A 16,954-nucleotide genomic window follows, 5' to 3' on the forward strand; every position below is an offset into this window, starting at 1 on the left:
GTCGGCACTAAGCGTTCTAAATGTAGCGCGGATGCGAGTTCTGCACAAAAGACGAGAACTGCAGAGGACGTTAGAACCCATCCTCTCAACGCTCGGATACCTCTGGAGAGGTGAACTCCAGCAAATCTGACTTTTCTTATATCTCTGGACCAACGATTCGCGTAACTCTGGACCAATGGATCGCTGATCTTTGGACCAGGAGTTCGCGAAACTCTGGACCGCAGATTCGTGCATCTTTGGACCAACGATTCGCGTAACTCTGGACCAGGAGTTCGCGAAACTCTGGACCACCCAGAAGAAGCTGCCGAAACTCTAGGACATCGTTTCCTAGATGGAGGTAAACAGAGATGAAAAACAAGACAAGAAAAGGAAGTTGGACATTGCAACCAGATCAGATTCGAAAAGTTATCGCCTACCTCGAACGACACCCGGATGCCTCAGCTCGCACCATCGAGGCAGCGACTGGAGTATCGCATCAGTCAGTCACGAGACTACGCAAGAAGTTGGCTGAGGTCACCATCACCGAGGAGGACTTGTCAAAGGATTCGGCCCTCCTGGCGGTTCTCTATCCCACGAGGGCTGGGCGCACGAGCACGAAGGTAGCCCCTGACTACGAGGTACTCGTTAAGGAGTTGAGGGATACCCCGCATCTCACCCGAGAGCTCCTTTGGGAAGAGTACTGCCATATCAATGGTGAGAACTCCTACTCATACTCCGAGTTCTGTCGCAAGCTTGCTCGAGTGGTGGACCAAGGAGAGCTCACCATGTTGTTGGCCCATGAAAAGGGGAGCGCTCTCATGGTCGACTATGCAGGTGATACCGTCCCCATATGGGACCGAGACACTGGGGAGATCGCCCTCTACGCCCAGGTCTTTGTCGCCGCCCTGGCCTACTCGGGCTATACCTTTAGTGGGGTCTATGAGTCCCAGCGCATCGATGACTTCCTCTTGGCCATCATGGATGCCTTTGAGTTCTTCGGCGGTCTTGGGGCCAAGGTCATCCCCGATAATCTCCGGAGTGCGGTTACCAAGCACACCCGTGACGAGCTCATCTACAACGCGACCTTCACCGAGTTCTGCACCCATTATGCAATTGAGCCCGCGGCTACTCGCGGCGTATCGGCCAAAGGATAAGGCAAAGGCCGAGGGTGCGGTCTACCGGGTTGAGACGAGGATCCTGGCCCGACTCCGTCATGAACGCTTCTTCAGCGTTGCCGAAGCCAACGAACGCGTCAGAGCCATGCTAGGAGATCTCAACGAGGCTCCCTTTAAGTACCTAGCTGGGTCCAGGGCTACTCGATTCGTTGAGGAGCTGCCCTCTTTGAGACCCCTACCCACGAGTCGCTATGAGCTCGCCGAGTTCTTAACCCTCCCCGTTTCACCTGACTATCACTTCATGGTCCATACCAACCGTTACTCGGTTCCGGTTCGCTTTCGCAACACCAAGGTACGTGTCAAGGTTGGCAAACAGAGCATCGAGGTCTTTAGCGATGGTGAGAGCATCGCTATCCATGACCGCGCAGGTGGTGAGAACCAGATCATCACTAATCCAGCTCACCGACCACCTGAGCACCAGGGCTATCTGGAGGCAGAAGAACTGCTCTACAGTCAAGCCCGTGCCATTGGAGAGAGCACAGAGAACGTCATTCGCTCCGTCGTTGCGTCAACTCCGTTCCGATCGGTTGCTCAAGCATCAGCCAAGGCACTCCTGCGTCTGTTACGGGCCTATCCACAGGCTGAGGCAGAACTTGCCTGTCACAGAGCCCTCATGATTGGCTCTGCGACTCGAGAGTCCGTAGAGTCTATCTTGACCAAGGGACTCGCCGACGTCGGACTGGGCGTTGAACCCGAGATGAGCTATGAGCCCCATGCCAACCTACGGGGTCCAGAGGCCTTTCGTATTGGAGGTACCGATGAGTAGGGCCACCAACCTTGAGCACTTGAGCACTCTGCGACTCTCTCATGCCAAGGCCCAGTACCGTGCCCAATTCGAGGATTCCTCAATCATCGACCTGGACTTTGATGAACGTCTTTGTCGCATCCTTGACTATGAGATCGCGATGCGAGCCAATGCCAGGGTGCAAAGGAGAACCCGAGAGGCTGGCTTTAGCATGCGTGCAAGCCCTGAGGACTTTGAACTCACCGAAGGACGAGGGCTTACCCGTGAGCGCTATCGCTCACTGGTCTCCCTTGCCTGGTTGAGTGCTCATCACCACCTCGCCATCACCGGCCCCACTGGGGTGGGCAAGACCTACCTCGGGATCGCCCTTGGGGTGAGTGCGATTCGTGCGGGCTACCTGGTGCGCTACTACAAGCTCTCCAAGCTCTTAGAGAAGGTAGGGATCGCCCGGGCGGATGGAACCTACCCGTCCTTTGCGGCCATCCTTGCCAGAACCCATCTACTCATCCTCGATGACTGGGGGATCTCCCCGATCTCACCACTGGGTTCCAGAGAGATCCTTGATCTCTTAGATGACCGAGGAGAGAACGGTTCACTCATCATCTCCTCGCAGTTGCCCGTCTCACAATGGTACGAGAGTCTTGGAGAGCGAACTGTCGCTGATGCCATCATGGATCGCATTGTCCATAACGCGATCCCCGTCGAACTCAAAGGAGAATCCATGCGTAAACACGGGAGCCAACGAAAGGAGGGGAACGGACTCAAAGAGCCTGGTCCAGAGATAGAGTAACAGGTGGTCCATGGTTGCGCGAAACCGTGGTCCAGGGTACGAGAATAGCTAGGTGAATCTCTTGATCCACTTTTGCACCGTAAAGGTAGAGATATCCAGTTCATCGGCGATATCACAAAGCCTGACGCCTTCGTTGGCCAAGAGGGCGATCTTTGCTTGCGTCACCTGAGCTGCTGGTGCATTACGTTTGGCGATAAAGGAAGTGAGGAACTCTTTCTCCTCATCGCTCAGGGTGACGACATACGTTGGTTTGCGTCCAGTACGCTTCTTGGTCCCTTCGGAATCTCTCGCTCTCGATATCTGCTTGGCCATTGTCATTGCCTCTTGCCCCAAGAGAGTAGATCTACAGTGAGGTCAACAGGGGCCAAATCTTGAAAGTTCCTGAATTAGCGCAAACTTACGGCTAGGGACACTATTTGTTCTAGTATCCTGGACCGTTCTTTCCGGCTTGGTGATGTACTAGACGAGATGCGCGGAGAGCGACATGAAGCGGTCTGGCAAGGCGGAGCTAGAATGATATGGATAACAGCTTCCCGGCTATCATGAACGATATGGGGTGTTTTTGTTAAATAATCGATTCTCACTTGTAAAGAGGTGAGATCGAGATAACGAGTGCTTGCGACCCTCTTTGAGGAGCTCTTGCAATTTGTGTTTAGCGAGGTGCACGAGGTGAGCTACAGGAGGTCCGCTACAGTGGAGGAGTTGTCAGGTGGGTACTAGTGACGATATTAAGGTAGCGGCGCAGCGCGTAATTGATGCTTTTGGGCATTTCGATCGAGAGGCGTATTTTGGCTGCTTCGATCCTGACGCCATTGTCTCGTTCTACTACGAACCTAAGGTTTTGACGTTGGTCGAGTATCGGGCGATATGGAGGGACTGGGAGCAAAGTGGGTTTCGGGTGCTCACATGTGAGTCGTCAAATCAACTGATCGTAGAGGTCGCGGATAACGTTGGCCTGTTGGTTCATGATGTTCGCACTGAGGTAGTGGAGCGAGGGGAGAATAAGACGCTTAATGAGCGCGAGAGTATCCTATTGCGCAAGCGAGATGGAGCTTGGCTTGTGATCCATGAGCATCTGTCGAGTCCAGAAGCATCGCCCTCATAAAATGATGTTCCTTTGTCACGGAAGGCGGGTCAGGGGGCAGGTGCCGCATTGTTCGTTGTTGGTATGAGGAGCTGACGCAGCCCGATGCCCTTTGCCAGGTTCTCAAGGGCTATTGCGGCCTCGCCCAGAGGGAACTCTGCGGAAACGAGCGGGACGACATCAACCACACCATTGGCGATGGCGTTGATAATGACCGGTATGTCGACTGCTGGATCGATCGATCCATAGTTCGATCCGAGGATCCGTTGGTTATTCATAGCTAGTGCTAGCGGATCAACTGTTAGACGGGAGCCAGCTCGGGTCAGGCCGATGATAACGAGTGAGCCCGCAGGTGCAAGCAACTTGAGCCCCATTTCCATGGTGGTGATTGACCCGACTGCATCGAATACCGCATCGAATCCGCCAGGGTATTGATCCGCGAGGTGGCTAAGAATTGCGTTATCCGTCTCGTGGGTTGAGGTTGCGCCGAGTTGTCGGGCTAGTTCGAGTCGCGATGCATCCTTGTCGGTTGTGGCAATGACCTCTGCCTTGCTCAAACGCGCACCTTGTACGCAGGAGAGGCCCACACCGCCGCAGCCTATTACGAGCACCCGCGAACCAGCTGAAATGGCAGCGGTATTACGGACGGCACCGATCCCGGTTGGGAGTGCACAGCCAGCCAAGGCGGCGTGCACCAAATTCAACTCAGTCGGTACCTTGATGGCGCCAGTTGCGGGCACCACAACGGCCTCTGACCAGGATGAGACGCCAAGGTAATGATGGATTGATTTGCCGTCTTTGTGAAAGCGAGTGGTTCCGTCGAAGAGGAAACCCCCTTCATCGAGATAGGCTGTAGCTCGCTCGCAAGCGTAGGGCTTCCCGGAAAGACATAAGCGACACTGCCGACACGGAGCATTCCAACTCAAGACAACTGGGTCGCCGATCTCGAGGTTCTGGACACCAGGGCCGACCTTTGAGATATACCCTGCACCCTCGTGTCCCATCACCATCGGGTAGTGGATATCCCAGTCGCCGCGAAATACATGGAGGTCGGAGCCACAGACTCCGGCGGAAGCTATTTGGACTTCAACCTCACCTGGGCCAGGATCGTCCAGTTCGATCTCGGTCAATCGGATATGTCCAGGCTCTTGGATAACGATCGCATGTGTGAGGCGAGCTGTCATGATGTCTGCTCTCCTCCGGTGGCCGACCTCGTAGTCCAAGTCTCGGTTTCGCTGCCAATTGCTCCGTGAACCCAAGGGTTAGGTAGCGCCGGTGCGAGGATCCAGATGACCCGGACCTCAGCGAAGAGTGAGGCATTGTTCCACGTGTGCGGAGTAGTGCCATTAAACGTCACGGCGTCGCCGGGTCCGAGCGTGATGATCTCGGTGTTCAGTATCAACTCGAGACTGCCTGCAACGACGTAACACACCTCAGACTCGGAAGGCACTGTATAGAGGTCGACACCACCACCACCTCCCGGTACTGCAGTTGTTTCGATGACTGTGACATGTTGTTCGGTTGTTGCCGTTAAGAGAGTGTCGATTACTTGTCTACCGGGGAGGTTGGCGACAGGACGCTCGGCAGCCCTTGTTAGTACAAATGTTGGGCTTGCGAAGAGCTCTGCCATGGGCAGGCCGATAACCTCACATATCGTAATCAGGGAGTCGACGGATGGGCTGACGAAACTGCGCTCAACCCGAGAAAGAAACCCCTTTGACAAGCCACTTTTGGCGGCGACATCACCTAACGAAAGCCCACTTGCCTCCCTTGCTATCAGGATCCGTGGTCCGATTGGGTACAATGTCGCCATCAGCGATCCTCCCGGCCCTAGCCGAACTCTGCCTCGAGCTTTTCCTGACTGTCTGCGATGGCCTGTTCTTCACTATGCGGATCGAATCCACGGGTGATAATAAGGTAGGCGATCGACGTTACGACAAGACCGACCAGCCAAGAGATGTCGGTGTCGTGGAGTAGCTTTGCTACGGGCCCGATGTAGCTTAACGAGCCAAGCTGAGGCAGGACCATGAAGGGAATCTCGGCAGCAAAGCCAATGGCATAGGCAGTGATCCCGCGCCAGTTCCAACGGTGGTAGATGCCATCTAGGGAGAACAGGTCGGTGATCGCGTAGTGTCCTCTACGGACGTAGAAAAAGTCGATGAGATTTGTTGCGGTCCAAGGAACGAGTAGATAAAGCATAAGCGTCAGAGCGGTTGAGACTGTGTTGACGGCGCTGGTGGTGATCACGTCACCGATAAGGTACCACACTACGGCCAGCCCGATGATAGATACGACTCTCGCTGTGCGAGTTGGGTTAACCTTCTTAAAGCAATCGATACCAGTGAGTAGGGTCAAAGACGCTCCATAAGCATTCATTCCCATGGTGGCCAGCAATGCCAGTGCGGATGCAAGGGCGGCAACCGATCCGAGACCACCGAACACGTTGTTGCCAGCGGTCTTTAGTCCCAGTAGGCCATCATTGGCGTTCAGGTGAATTGCCAGCCAAGCTCCCAGCGCGATGAGCCAGGCGGCTGATGAGGATGCTCCGAAGAAGACGGAAAAGATGACCGAACGGCTCTTGGTTTTGGTGGGGAGATAGCGTGAGTAGTCGGAGACGTAGGGTGCGTAGGTAATGTTGTAGGCTGCGGCAGCAGAGAATTCTGCCATGAATGCAGTGAAGGTGAAACCGTAGTGCGCCTTTGGTGCGAATCCGCCAGCATGCCCAGTGATGATCGCGATGGTGATGATGGTGACCAGTGGGAACGAGATGACGAGTAGCACGCGGAAGATTCGGTGGACCCAATCGTGACCGAAGATGGCCAGTAGCGCTGCCGCCACCACGGTGACGAATGCGATTGCCGTCGGATTCCAACCATAAGCCCCAGAGATCCCCTGTGCCAGCAATACCTGGTCGGTCACGTTAAATGCCATGTAGGTAAAGAGCGCGACGAAGAGGACGATGATCACACCGCGAAAGCCAAACTGGGCCCGCGACTGAATCATCTGAGGCATTCCCAGCTTTGGTCCTTGCGAGCCGTGAAAGGCCATGAAGAAGGTCCCAACCACGATCCCTAAAAGACCTGCGAGTGCGGTCCACCAGAGCGATAAGCCCATGGCGGGGCCGATGAAACCAATAGGGATGGTGAAATACTGAAAATTGCCCAAAAACCAGAGTGGCGCCTGGTGCCAGAGCTTTCCATGGCGTTCTCGCTCCGGGATCCAGTCAATAGAGTGGACCTCTATCCCCCGGGTTGGTCGCGAAATTTGTGCTTGACGCGAGTCGGTGTCCATCGCCGCTTTTCCCCTCCTGCTGGCCGTTGCCTCCTAGTATACGATCGTTTTTGGAACTAATACATAGAATCTGGATATTTTTGTTAGTTTCTTTTCAGAGTCTCCTACTTGCCTGGAGCGCTGACCGTTGAGTCAGTTGACCGCCCCGACAGATCGTTGGTGCAGCGGTGCGCTGCACCTCTTGAGTTGCTTGCAACTCCGTCACGTTGGGACAGGGCTCGCAAGATGCCGGTTGCCCGATGTCTGTGTGCGACTGACAACCCTGACAACTGATCCGACGATGGACAGGGGATCGTTACCTCCCGAGTATCTCGACTGCGCAACGACTTGGTGAACACAGAGTGCGCTTATCCCAAGACGACGGGCGGGCCTGAGGACGACTTCGATAGGAGCACCTAGCCGTGATAGAACGTCGTCGTACAGCCTCCGTCAACTGTTACGATCGAGCCAGTCATGAAGGAAGCGTCGTCGGAGGCTAAAAATGCGACGACCCTCGCCACCTCTTCGGTCGTTGCTTGGCGCCCCAGTGGTTGCAGTGCTGCATTGGCCTCGCGCTGCTGTAACATCGCTGCCGCCTGGTCGCTCGGTAAGCTTGCACGCCGCCCACCAAGGTCGGTGTCGATGTAGCCGGGGAGGACGGCGTTGACGCGGATCCCGAGAGGTCCATAGTCGACGGCCAGCTGGCGGGTCAGATTCACGATTGCACCTTTGGAGGCGCAATAGGCGGGCGCAAACGGTGCTCCGATGATCCCGTAGGTTGAGGCGATGTTGATCACCGAAGCGTGGGCCTGCTTGAGCAGCTGCGGGATTGCGAACTTGGTCGTAAGAAACGTCCCTCGAAGGTTGATGCCGATGGTCCTATCCCAGTCGTCGATGTCGATCTCGTGGAGTCGGCCATGCGCACCGCCGACTCCCGCATTGTTGACGAGGATATCGAGTCGGCCAAACGCGTTGATCACTTGATCGACGAGATGGGCGGTCTGTTCGGCGTCGGAGATGTCACAACGATAGGGTACAGCCCGCTGGTGCATCGCATTGATGGCGCCACTCACGCGATTGGCGCCATCATGGACGTCACAGACGGCGACCGCGACCCCAAGCTTGGCTAATGATACCGCGATTGCTTCGCCGATGCCGCGACCGCTACCAGTGACGAGTGCCACTCGTCCCTTCATCGCTTCCTGTGTCTCCACTGAAGCCCTCCTTGCAAGCTTGTTGTCTAAAGGCTCACCGTAGCCGCTGGAGCTAGCACATCGAGCTCTGCCAACTTGTGAACGAACTGAACTGCTAACTGGTGTTTTCGTGTGCACGCCTTTACTTGGTGCCCTCGATTGACGCATTGGCATCTCGAGTTGTGAGGCCACTGGCACATCGACCTCATTTGGCCTCTGAGACCTCGACTGCCGGCCCCAAAGGCTCGGAACGCCGGTCGGGGTCCTGATGGTCATTTCGGCTTGTCGTGAGGTGCATTCCCGATGTCTGGCGTCGCAATGGGTGCAGGATGGTGAGGGTCGTCGAAAGTCGGAGGGCTAAAGTCGCGACTTCCTACACCAGGAACATTAAAGATAGTTACAATAGCTTTATGAGTATCTTTGTCCACGATTCGGTTGATCACGAAGCGGCTACGCAGACCGCGGAGGCGGCAGAGCTGTTGTTTCGGGAGGCCCGCAGGCGCCAGCGACGTCGTCGCCTGATCTGGGCCGCGTGCTTTGCCTTCATCGTTGTGATGATTGCGATGGGTGCGTATGGGGAGCATCAGGCGAGCTTGACGTCGCATTCCACCCACCGCATTCGGGCTGTCCCTGTCGTGGATCGCTCTATCGGCCTCCTTGGCTGCACAGGCAAAACGGTCGTCGAGCCCAAGAGTTTTGTCATCTCGTGCGCAGACGGCAACGCGATGCTGACCAAGACTCACTGGAGTGCTTGGACGTCGAGCGGGGCCAAGGGCACGACGACTTTTGCGATCAACTTGTGTAACCCATACTGTGCGGCATCACGAACATCATTCTTCCCCAATAGCCTCGTGACGGTTTCCGGTCCGGTCTCGACCAAGCACGGTGTTCTGTTCTCCTCCTTGGTTGTCACCTATCGAATCAACCACAAGTTAGCGACGTTCCCAATGAGCTGGAAGGGCGATCCCTCGTTGTAACCTGCGAATGGCTAGCATGCCGTGTTCAGCTGGTCATCGCACACGCAACGTTGGAGCGGAAGAAGTCGGCGTTTCTCTTGCCTGGGGCCTACTGCAGCGAACCAAGGATCGCGATGAGTTCGTCGCGTTCATAACCTTGGGATCGGGCAAACTCGAGGAGTTCTTTGGTCCGTGTGAGTACCGCGGAGCGTTCGGGCGTGCCTGCGACGCGGATCGAGCGTCCGCGTCCCATCTCGACCAACCCTTCGTCACGGAGCATGCGCAACGCGCGTAGCACCGTGTTGGTGTTGACGCCCAGCTCAGCCGCCAGGTCTCTCGCTTGGGGGATGCGTTGCCCGGGTCTGGCTTCGCCGTCGGCAATCGCTCGACGGATCTCGGCTGCCACCTGTTCGTGGAGCGTGAGAGCACCTGATCGCGATACCTGTGGTAATAATAGATCGATCTCACTCGTGCCGTCATCGGAGCCGACGCTGTCGTACGAATGCTCACCCCCATCTGTATGATCGTTCGGGCAATGTGCATGAGAGTTCTCGACCATAACACTAATCATTGTAGCTTTATGCGCCGTGGCTCCATGCAGGCAGGGAGGTGATCCCGGTGGCCCACGGTGGCGGCAGTGAATGGAGGTTAGGATTGCAGGTAGCAGCTACCGCTGTGACCACAACGACGGGAAATCTTGGAGCGCCTCACCGTCACGTGAACGGTCTACCTGGTGGCTTGACTGCAAAGCGGGGTAATCGATCTTGTTATCGGAGAATGCGAAAGACCTGGCCAAGGCCATGGCCTTGCAGTGGGGTCTGACCTTAAAAAAAGCTGAGCTTTGAGGTCATGAACCTGATGGCGGAGCAGGGGCTTGCGCACGGGCCAGTCAAGAGGCTGCAGTCAGATGCCGCCTGGTCTGAGCTGCAAAACGAGGGGTTGCTCGTCCACGAGGGAGCCTCGGGATACGCCAAGATCGGTGGTCGGCTGGGGAACGACCTCTATTTCGAGCTGATCGACTCGGTGCCGCACTCCAGGCTTTCGGATATCTTGACGACGGCTCAATATCGCGTCTACTTGATGGACTGGTTTCTCGAAGTCGGTCGCATGCGATTGAGCGCCATGCAGGATCCTCGGCAGGCGGCAACCCGTCAGTACTATTCCAGACGGGTGGTAGAGAGTGAAAACTTTTGGGACGCCTTGATTGATCGGGCCGATCCCAGGCTTTTACAACATCTGGCGCCCCAATGGCGAGATTGGGTAGCCAATTTGGCGCTGACAAGCTACCTTGGTGAACTCGATGAAGAGGTACTCATGCTTGTCGATGCGCTGCTAGACGAGCATGCGCTCAATGATGAGATCCAATTTGCACTTGCACAGGTCCTTTTCCTGCGTGGCGATCATGAGAGGGCCCGAACCTACCTGGCTACTCCGCTGGACGCTATGCACCGTTCTTGGATGCCTTGACTCAGATCCGAGATGGCGAATTTGGACGCGGTGCGCATACCTTTTCAACGGCGCTGACCAGCTACACGAAGAGCACGCGCTCTCGGCTGGCACCGTTATACCCTGCGACCCAATTTTGGTACCCGATGGCCTTGATGACCTCGGGCAATGCGAGCGATCTCGATCGCGCCATGAAGTTCTGTGTGACCAGCTCACGATCGAAAAATCCGTCGAGGTACAATCTCTTTGGCAAGTGGGTCTATGCCATCAGAGTCCGGCTCGGTCAAGAGCGATTCGACCCCAACATTTTCTTCCAACCGCATGCGTTTGGACTCGAAGCGCTGTTTGATCTCCTGCTGATCAACTGGCTCGCGCCCGAGTTCGAGGCGAACGCCATCACAGACATGGACCTGACTTCGGTGCATCGTCGTAGCGCTATGACGTTTTCGGCTTGCGGGTTTGTGACCCTCGCAGAGTTGGCCGATCGGGCGTTGGCACATGCAATGGGAGCCGAAAGCACTGCTCCCTTCTTCGTTGGATCTCAGCTCCCACGTTGGCAGCTCGTGTTGGACTCGCTGCGCTTGCTTGGTGGTGACGTCGAGGAGCGGGAGAGCCGCTACGTGTGGGTGATTGAGACCACAGAGCTGAATAACTTGCGCTCCATCACGCCGTTCCTACAGGTCAAGGGTGTCAGGGGTTGGGGAAAGCCCAAGGCGGTCAGCCTTGCCAAACTCATGGCCGACAACGATCTTCCAGGAGAAGACGCTCGTGTGTTGCGCTCCAATCATAAGGTCGCTGGAGGGCGGAGAGGTTACGAGTTAGACCTTGGGGCGGCCATGATGAGCCTGGTGGGGCATCCACGGGTTGCCTTGAGCACCGATCTCGATCGATTTATCGAAGTGGTTGAACGGCGTCCTGAAGTCGTCGTAAGCCGTGGAACGGATGGCTTCGAGGTCGGTATCGAACCGGCGTCGCTTGCGGATTTGGTCGATGAGACGAATGCGAGGTCGTGGGGGCGGGTTGGCGATGGCCAGTTGTTGTGGATGATGTTCGAGCCACCCACACGTCTTGTGGTCATTCGACTGACCAAGGCGCAGCGCCAAGCGATTGCGCTCGTTGGCAAGCGACTGGCGCTGCCTCGAGAGGCCGTAGAAGCCATCGACGGTACGCTAGCGGCGCTGAGTGCACACTTTGAGATACAGTCCGACGATGTGGTTGCCGGCCGACTTGTTGATGCTATGTCAAAGTTGCGTTGCCAGCTCAAGCCATGGGACGAGGGGTTGACGCTGCGGCTCGTGTCGGCACCCCTGGGTCCTGATGGACCCCGATTCGTTCCAGGGGTTGGCCGCGCCAATGTGGTGGCTCGGATCAACGCTGAGACGGTGGCGACAACTCGTGATCTCGATTGGGAAGCCGATCTGGCCGTCCGGGTTCTTGAGGCCCTCGGTGTTGGTTATGAGGACCCAGCGAGTGAGATTGCGTTTGAAACCGCCGACGAGGCACTTGAGGCACTCGAGGCGTTAAATGCCTTTCTGGATGAGCTCGAGCTCGATTGGCCAAAGGGGAAGGCCGTCCGGGTCCTTTCGCCGGGTCTTGGTGCGCTGCGGATCACCATTGCGAGCCAACGTGACTGGCTCGCGGTCAAGGGTGGTGTCGAGCTCGATGACGATAAGGTAATTGCACTCAAGGAGTTGATCGCGGCTGCCAATCGAGGAGCAAAGTTTGTGACCTTGAAGGAGGGGCAGTACCTCGCTCTCGCTGGATCGCTGAGAGAGCGAGTACTTGAACTCGCGGCCCTGACGGACGACTCGGGCAAGGAGATCAAAGCGTCAAAGCTCGCGATTGGCCCATTGATGGCCGTGACCGAGGGCACGCAAGCGACCTTCGACCTGACTTCACGGCAGCTCATCGAGCGACTGGAACGGAGTCAACAGCTGGAGGTGCCGGTGCCCCCCACGCTTGAAGCTGAGTTACGCCCCTATCAACTAGATGGGTTTACCTGGGCTATGCGTCTCGCGGAAGCTGATCTCGGAGCTTGTCTGGCCGATGACATGGGGCTGGGAAAGACAGTCCAAGCGCTTGCGGTTGCCTTGGCCCGTTCGGGTGCAGATCTCGCGCCTACCCTGGTGATCTGTCCGACCTCGGTGGTGGACAACTGGATCAAGGAGACGCTTCGTTTCGCTCCCACCCTCAACCCCGTCAACTACAGCCGAGCGGATCGTGCTCGTGTGGTCACCGAGGCCAACGGACGGGATCTGCTGGTGGTCTCCTATAGCGTACTGATCCAAGACGAGGAGATTCTTGCCTCAAGGGTCTGGCGGACGCTCATCGTCGACGAGGCTCAAGCGATTAAGAATCTTGCAGCCAAACGCACCAAGGCGCTGGCTGGGTTATCGGCAGAGTTCAAAATGGCGCTTTCTGGTACACCGATCGAGAATCATCTCACCGAACTGTACTCCATACTTAACTTTCTCAACCCTGGGCTCCTTGGCTCACCAGCGCAGTTCAATCGGCGGTTCGTCACCCCGGTCGAACGCGACAAGGACCAACAGACCAGGCGACGTCTGCGCAGGATTGTTGCTCCGTTCGTCCTGCGCAGACTCAAGACCGATGTCTTGAGCGATCTGCCACCGAGGACGGAGTTGACCCTTGTCGTTGAGCCACGGCAGGAAGAGCGCTACTTCTATGAGGCACTGCGCCAGCAGGCACTTGAGGCGGCGGAGCTGGCGGTCGCGCAAGATGAAGCACAAGCGAGCTTTTACATTCTCGCCGAATTGACTCGCCTGCGCCGAGGGGCGTGTGATGCTCGGCTGCTTGAACCACGCTTCGGGGCGACGGGCTCAAAGATTGAGGCATTACTTGACCTGGCGACCGACATTGGGGAGAACGGTCACCAAGCTCTCGTGTTTTCTCAGTTTGTTGATTTTCTCACGCTGGTTCGTGAGGCTTTTGATGCGGCCAAGATTCGGTATCAATACCTTGACGGATCTACACCCGGGCCACAGCGTGCAAAGGAGGTTGAGGCGTTTCAGAATGGCGCCTCAAACTTCTTCCTCATCAGCATCAAGGCTGGTGGTGTTGGTCTTAACCTCACCGCAGCCGATTACGTCATCATCACCGATCCATGGTGGAACCCTGCTGTCGAGGAGCAAGCGATGGGGAGAGCGCATCGAATTGGCCAGAGCCGGCCAGTGACTTCATATCGACTGATTGCCCAAGGTACCATTGAGGAGACGATTACTGAATTGCATGCCTCGAAGCTCGCACTCGCAGAGGGCATCCTTGGTGATGATGGATCGATTAATACGTTACCTTCAGCACGAGAGCTTGTGGAGCTGCTGCGCTACCAGTAACGTGACCGGTCGACCTTGTCTGTATCGCTGTGTTGCGGCGTAAGGATATCTCTGGCATCAACGCATTGGCGTGGTCATTGGCGTGTTTGATGAGGTGGGGGCAGCCATTCGATCTCGGGCAATCAAGGTTGGCGGCATTAAACCCTTGCTAAGGGTGATTGGCGGGGTACCTTTGACGTGTTCGATGATCACGTCACAAGATGATCATGTTGGCCCAGGACGTGTGAGATGTCGTCGCTCGCACCCACCGGTGAGCTGAGCGTGTAAGCAGGTACTGCTCGAATCGCTGGAAGGATCAACCGATCCCTGGTCGGTTATGGTGTGGCGCCCAAATCCATCACTGCGTCTCACTATAAGGGGTAGGGACCTTTCGGAAAATTGCGAAGATGACCAGGTCGTACGCGGCTTTCAGCCCCCCAGCGATGATGAATGGGTAACTTAGGAGCCCAGCGCTGGCGAGGAAAGCACCGGCAATGAGAGGGGATGCGCCAGTGCCTAAACTGCGAGCGCTGTTGGTTGTGGTGGCCAGATAACCGCGATCCTCGGCGTCGACAATCGCCATCGTGTAGGCCTGCCGGGTTGGAACATCCATCTGGGAGAGCATATGGCGGGCCAGCAACACAATGGCGGCAAGCAGCCCCGTCGGTGCAAACGGCACCAGAATGAGTAAGACGTTGGAAGGTAGATGGGTGAATACCATGGTGTTGAGCAGGCCGAAGCGCTTCGAGATGGACACCGCGACCAGTGATGACAATGCAGACAAGAGATTGGTGCCAAAGAACAGCAGCCCAATTTGTGTGAGGTCGAATCCAAACTTGACTCGGAACCAATAGACCAGGAGTCCCTGCACGATGAGGCCACCTCCGAAGGCGTCGAGCGTGAAGAGTGCTGTCAGCATGCGAACGACGTTTCGGACCTCTCGCGTTGGCCGATGGGGGCTCGTGTCTTGTTCTGGTTGTAAGGCAGACGGTATCTGTTCGACCGAGTCAGAGATCAGCGCGTAGATGAGGAGTTGGATAAGCGCAACTCCGCTGTAGGCGAGCACTACAACCCGAAAGAGTCCACTAGAGATCTCGGCTGAATGGCCAAGACCGAAACCGAGAGCCGCAGCGATCAGTGCTCCCGCTGCTGTCGAGACGTAACCGACCAGGGTGAACCAGGCGTATGCCTTGGTTCTCGCATGCCCCTTCGTGAGTTTGGAGAGCATCGCCTGTTCGATGCCGAGGAAGAGACCGACCTCCTTGCCAGTCGGGGAGATACTCCCAAAGATGATGATGACCCCAAGGATTAACGGTTGCTTCGTAACCAGCAGGAACGGGGCTGCGATGAGCCAAAGCAGTGAGCTCAGCATCAGGAGGCGTCGCCGCCCAATGCGATCGACATAGCGACCGATCCACAATGAAATCAGCGCTGAGCCGAGGAGGGCAACGGTGAACAGGGCGCCGATCTCGAGTGCGGAGATGTGCTGCTCGTGCCAATACAATGGCAACACGATTGCGATGACACCGAACGCCACTTCGCGTAGTCCCCTGGCGATGAGTAGGTACCAGGCGGCGCTCTCGTTCATACTCCGTTCTTTGTGCCCGTCTTGGCTCACGTGGTGGTGCTCCTTCGTTGGTCCTGGCTTTGCTGCTCAGGACGTAGGCCCTGACCAAGAACAACCTAGCAAATCGTCCTCGGTGTTACGCCGTTTGGTTGGTGTAGTCCATGAAAAGCGAACAGTACGTCGAAAATATTCTGGTGCAACGATGCCAATGACGTGCTCGGTTGTCATTGTCGGCTGTAGCAATTGAAAGCGGTACTCTGCAGCGACGGAATAGATTGTCGTAATAGTATCAACAGGTAAGAAATCAGTGAGCCGACGGCACAGGAAAAGACAGCTCACACTTTTGAGAATATGCTTGCATAAGCCAAATAAAAGCAACCGAGATTGTCTTAGGGCATGAGAATTGTCAGGTCGTAATAGTCGGTCACTTGCCGCCAGACAAAGTATGCTTACCAAGGTGCTTGCCGCTCTCATTTTTGCTTTTCTTGTGACCCAACTATCGATCTTGTTGACCACGGTTTATCTTCACCGCTCCTTGTCGCACAAGGCGGTAAAATTCGCCCCTTGGGTCGAGATCGTTCTTCGGGCGCTCCTTTGGTTGACAACCGGCATCCAGCGGCGCGAGTGGGTAGGGGTCCATCGAATCCACCATGCTCATACGGATGTTCAAGGTGACCCGCATTCGCCTGTAGTCGAAAGCTACTGGAAGATTCAGCTGTTCAACCTCCTCTACTATCGGCGAGCGGCAAAGAATCGTGAGGCGATTGAACGTTACACTAAGGATCTCCCGGCTGATCGCTGGGATCGCTATTTATTTTCACACTCATATTTGGGCTTAGGGCTTGGAATCGCTCTCTTGGTCGCAATTTTCGGTGTGGAACTTGCCCTAGTTATTGCGGTCGTCCATCTTGTTTTGTATCTGACGCTAAGCGCAGCAGTCAATGCCGTTGGGCATCGATTTGGCAAGAAGCCATTCCAGAATTTGGCCACCAATAACCAATGGCTCGCTTTCCTGACATTCGGTGAGGGCCTTCACAACAACCATCACGAGATGCCGACGTCGGCAAATCTTGCCTTCGTCCACCCCCAGATTGACCTTGGCTGGTATGTGATTAGGTTCCTTGAGCTGGCACATGTTGCCAAAGTCAGAACCCTGAAGCGCAAGTTCGCCTGAACCTTTGCGCCCTCTTAGGACGTGAGCTGGAGGATCGGTCGATCCACCTGCGTCAGCGTTGCTACCGATGTTACTGCCTGGTTGGATGCTGGGGCATCGATGCCGACCTCCTCGATGACGAAGAGGTAGTTGGTCGGTGATTGGGCATTGACCGCCGGTCAAAGGTGCGCTGATGACCGTTGGCTACAAGCTTGGCTGGGTGATTAGCCACGGAGCTTGCACGAGCTCCGGGGGACCCGATCC

General features: G+C 56.1%; 15 protein-coding genes. 8 read left to right on the forward strand and 7 right to left on the reverse strand.

Annotated features, from left to right (window positions below; translation table 11 throughout):
• The first annotated feature begins 380 nt into the window (after positions 1-380).
• From MP439_08850 to istB, 3 genes are read left to right on the forward strand one after another with little or no spacing between them, the layout of a single operon-like run.
• Positions 381-1,133, forward strand: a complete 753-nt coding sequence (locus MP439_08850) for a hypothetical protein (GenBank protein ID MCI2976168.1) — start codon at positions 381-383, stop codon at positions 1,131-1,133.
• The gene (locus tag MP439_08855) at positions 1,087-1,920 is read left to right on the forward strand and encodes a hypothetical protein (GenBank protein ID MCI2976169.1); all 834 of its coding nucleotides are present in this window, start codon (positions 1,087-1,089) and stop codon (positions 1,918-1,920) included. Before MP439_08850 ends, MP439_08855 begins: the two co-directional genes overlap by 47 nt.
• The gene (istB, locus tag MP439_08860) at positions 1,913-2,689 is read left to right on the forward strand and encodes an IS21-like element helper ATPase IstB (protein ID MCI2976170.1); all 777 of its coding nucleotides are present in this window, start codon (positions 1,913-1,915) and stop codon (positions 2,687-2,689) included. The genes MP439_08855 and istB overlap by 8 nt, the downstream gene beginning before the upstream one ends.
• A gap of 48 nt (positions 2,690-2,737) precedes the next feature.
• Here istB and MP439_08865 read toward each other — a convergent pair whose 3' ends face one another.
• Complete coding sequence (locus tag MP439_08865; GenBank protein ID MCI2976171.1) at positions 2,738-3,001, reverse strand: helix-turn-helix domain-containing protein; 264 nt, start codon at positions 2,999-3,001, stop codon at positions 2,738-2,740.
• Positions 3,002-3,398: 397 nt separating this feature from the next.
• On the opposite strand from MP439_08865, the gene MP439_08870 reads away from it, so the two are divergent.
• Positions 3,399-3,794 carry a nuclear transport factor 2 family protein gene (locus MP439_08870; protein ID MCI2976172.1) on the forward strand — a complete coding sequence of 132 codons (396 nt, stop codon included), beginning with the start codon at positions 3,399-3,401 and terminating at the stop codon, positions 3,792-3,794.
• Positions 3,795-3,823: 29 nt separating this feature from the next.
• Here the strand turns inward: MP439_08870 and MP439_08875 are convergent, their stop codons facing one another.
• From MP439_08875 to MP439_08890, 4 genes are all read right to left on the reverse strand, one after another.
• On the reverse strand, positions 3,824-4,957 hold the full coding sequence (locus tag MP439_08875) for an alcohol dehydrogenase catalytic domain-containing protein (protein MCI2976173.1): 1,134 nt from the start codon (positions 4,955-4,957) through the stop codon (positions 3,824-3,826).
• Positions 4,954-5,586 carry an XRE family transcriptional regulator gene (locus tag MP439_08880; GenBank protein MCI2976174.1) on the reverse strand — a complete coding sequence of 211 codons (633 nt, stop codon included), beginning with the start codon at positions 5,584-5,586 and terminating at the stop codon, positions 4,954-4,956. The genes MP439_08875 and MP439_08880 overlap by 4 nt, the downstream gene beginning before the upstream one ends.
• A gap of 17 nt (positions 5,587-5,603) precedes the next feature.
• On the reverse strand, positions 5,604-7,064 hold the full coding sequence (locus MP439_08885) for a cytosine permease (GenBank protein ID MCI2976175.1): 1,461 nt from the start codon (positions 7,062-7,064) through the stop codon (positions 5,604-5,606).
• Between the two features lie 395 nt (positions 7,065-7,459).
• On the reverse strand, positions 7,460-8,257 hold the full coding sequence (locus MP439_08890; protein MCI2976176.1) for an SDR family oxidoreductase: 798 nt from the start codon (positions 8,255-8,257) through the stop codon (positions 7,460-7,462).
• A gap of 389 nt (positions 8,258-8,646) precedes the next feature.
• Here MP439_08890 and MP439_08895 point away from each other — a divergent pair, with 389 nt between their 5' ends.
• Positions 8,647-9,213, forward strand: a complete 567-nt coding sequence (locus tag MP439_08895; protein MCI2976177.1) for a hypothetical protein — start codon at positions 8,647-8,649, stop codon at positions 9,211-9,213.
• 88 nt (positions 9,214-9,301) lie between these two features.
• On the opposite strand, the gene MP439_08900 is transcribed toward MP439_08895, so the two are convergent.
• Positions 9,302-9,751 (reverse strand): GntR family transcriptional regulator, encoded by a 450-nt coding sequence (locus MP439_08900; protein ID MCI2976178.1) that lies wholly within the window; start codon positions 9,749-9,751, stop codon positions 9,302-9,304.
• 290 nt (positions 9,752-10,041) lie between these two features.
• Here MP439_08900 and MP439_08905 point away from each other — a divergent pair, with 290 nt between their 5' ends.
• Together MP439_08905 and MP439_08910 are read left to right on the forward strand one after the other, a co-directional pair.
• Positions 10,042-10,659: a hypothetical protein gene (locus MP439_08905; GenBank protein MCI2976179.1), complete on the forward strand. Its 618-nt coding sequence runs from the start codon at positions 10,042-10,044 to the stop codon at positions 10,657-10,659.
• Positions 10,647-13,991 carry a DEAD/DEAH box helicase gene (locus tag MP439_08910; GenBank protein ID MCI2976180.1) on the forward strand — a complete coding sequence of 1,115 codons (3,345 nt, stop codon included), beginning with the start codon at positions 10,647-10,649 and terminating at the stop codon, positions 13,989-13,991. Before MP439_08905 ends, MP439_08910 begins: the two co-directional genes overlap by 13 nt.
• A gap of 337 nt (positions 13,992-14,328) precedes the next feature.
• Here MP439_08910 and MP439_08915 read toward each other — a convergent pair whose 3' ends face one another.
• The gene (locus MP439_08915) at positions 14,329-15,588 is read right to left on the reverse strand and encodes an MFS transporter (GenBank protein ID MCI2976181.1); all 1,260 of its coding nucleotides are present in this window, start codon (positions 15,586-15,588) and stop codon (positions 14,329-14,331) included.
• Between the two features lie 406 nt (positions 15,589-15,994).
• Here MP439_08915 and MP439_08920 point away from each other — a divergent pair, with 406 nt between their 5' ends.
• Entirely contained in the window at positions 15,995-16,711 is a 717-nt protein-coding gene (locus MP439_08920; GenBank protein ID MCI2976182.1) for a fatty acid desaturase, read from the forward strand.
• Positions 16,712-16,954 lie beyond the last annotated feature (243 nt).

The organism is Ferrimicrobium sp. (assembly GCA_022690815.1).
Classification (GTDB): domain Bacteria; phylum Actinomycetota; class Acidimicrobiia; order Acidimicrobiales; family Acidimicrobiaceae; genus Ferrimicrobium.

Bases quoted from the DNA above. Each gene is read 5' to 3' on its own strand.
- MP439_08900 (MCI2976178.1), bottom strand. From the start codon at position 9,751: ATGGTCGAGAACTCTCATGCACATTGCCCGAACGATCATACAGATGGG.
- MP439_08905 (MCI2976179.1), top strand. From the start codon at position 10,042: ATGAACCTGATGGCGGAGCAGGGGCTTGCGCACGGGCCAGTCAAGAGG.
- MP439_08880 (MCI2976174.1), bottom strand. From the start codon at position 5,586: ATGGCGACATTGTACCCAATCGGACCACGGATCCTGATAGCAAGGGAG.
- MP439_08865 (MCI2976171.1), bottom strand. From the start codon at position 3,001: ATGGCCAAGCAGATATCGAGAGCGAGAGATTCCGAAGGGACCAAGAAG.
- MP439_08895 (MCI2976177.1), top strand. From the start codon at position 8,647: ATGAGTATCTTTGTCCACGATTCGGTTGATCACGAAGCGGCTACGCAG.
- MP439_08855 (MCI2976169.1), top strand. From the start codon at position 1,087: ATGCAATTGAGCCCGCGGCTACTCGCGGCGTATCGGCCAAAGGATAAG.
- MP439_08885 (MCI2976175.1), bottom strand. From the start codon at position 7,064: ATGGACACCGACTCGCGTCAAGCACAAATTTCGCGACCAACCCGGGGG.
- MP439_08875 (MCI2976173.1), bottom strand. From the start codon at position 4,957: ATGACAGCTCGCCTCACACATGCGATCGTTATCCAAGAGCCTGGACAT.
- istB (MCI2976170.1), top strand. From the start codon at position 1,913: ATGAGTAGGGCCACCAACCTTGAGCACTTGAGCACTCTGCGACTCTCT.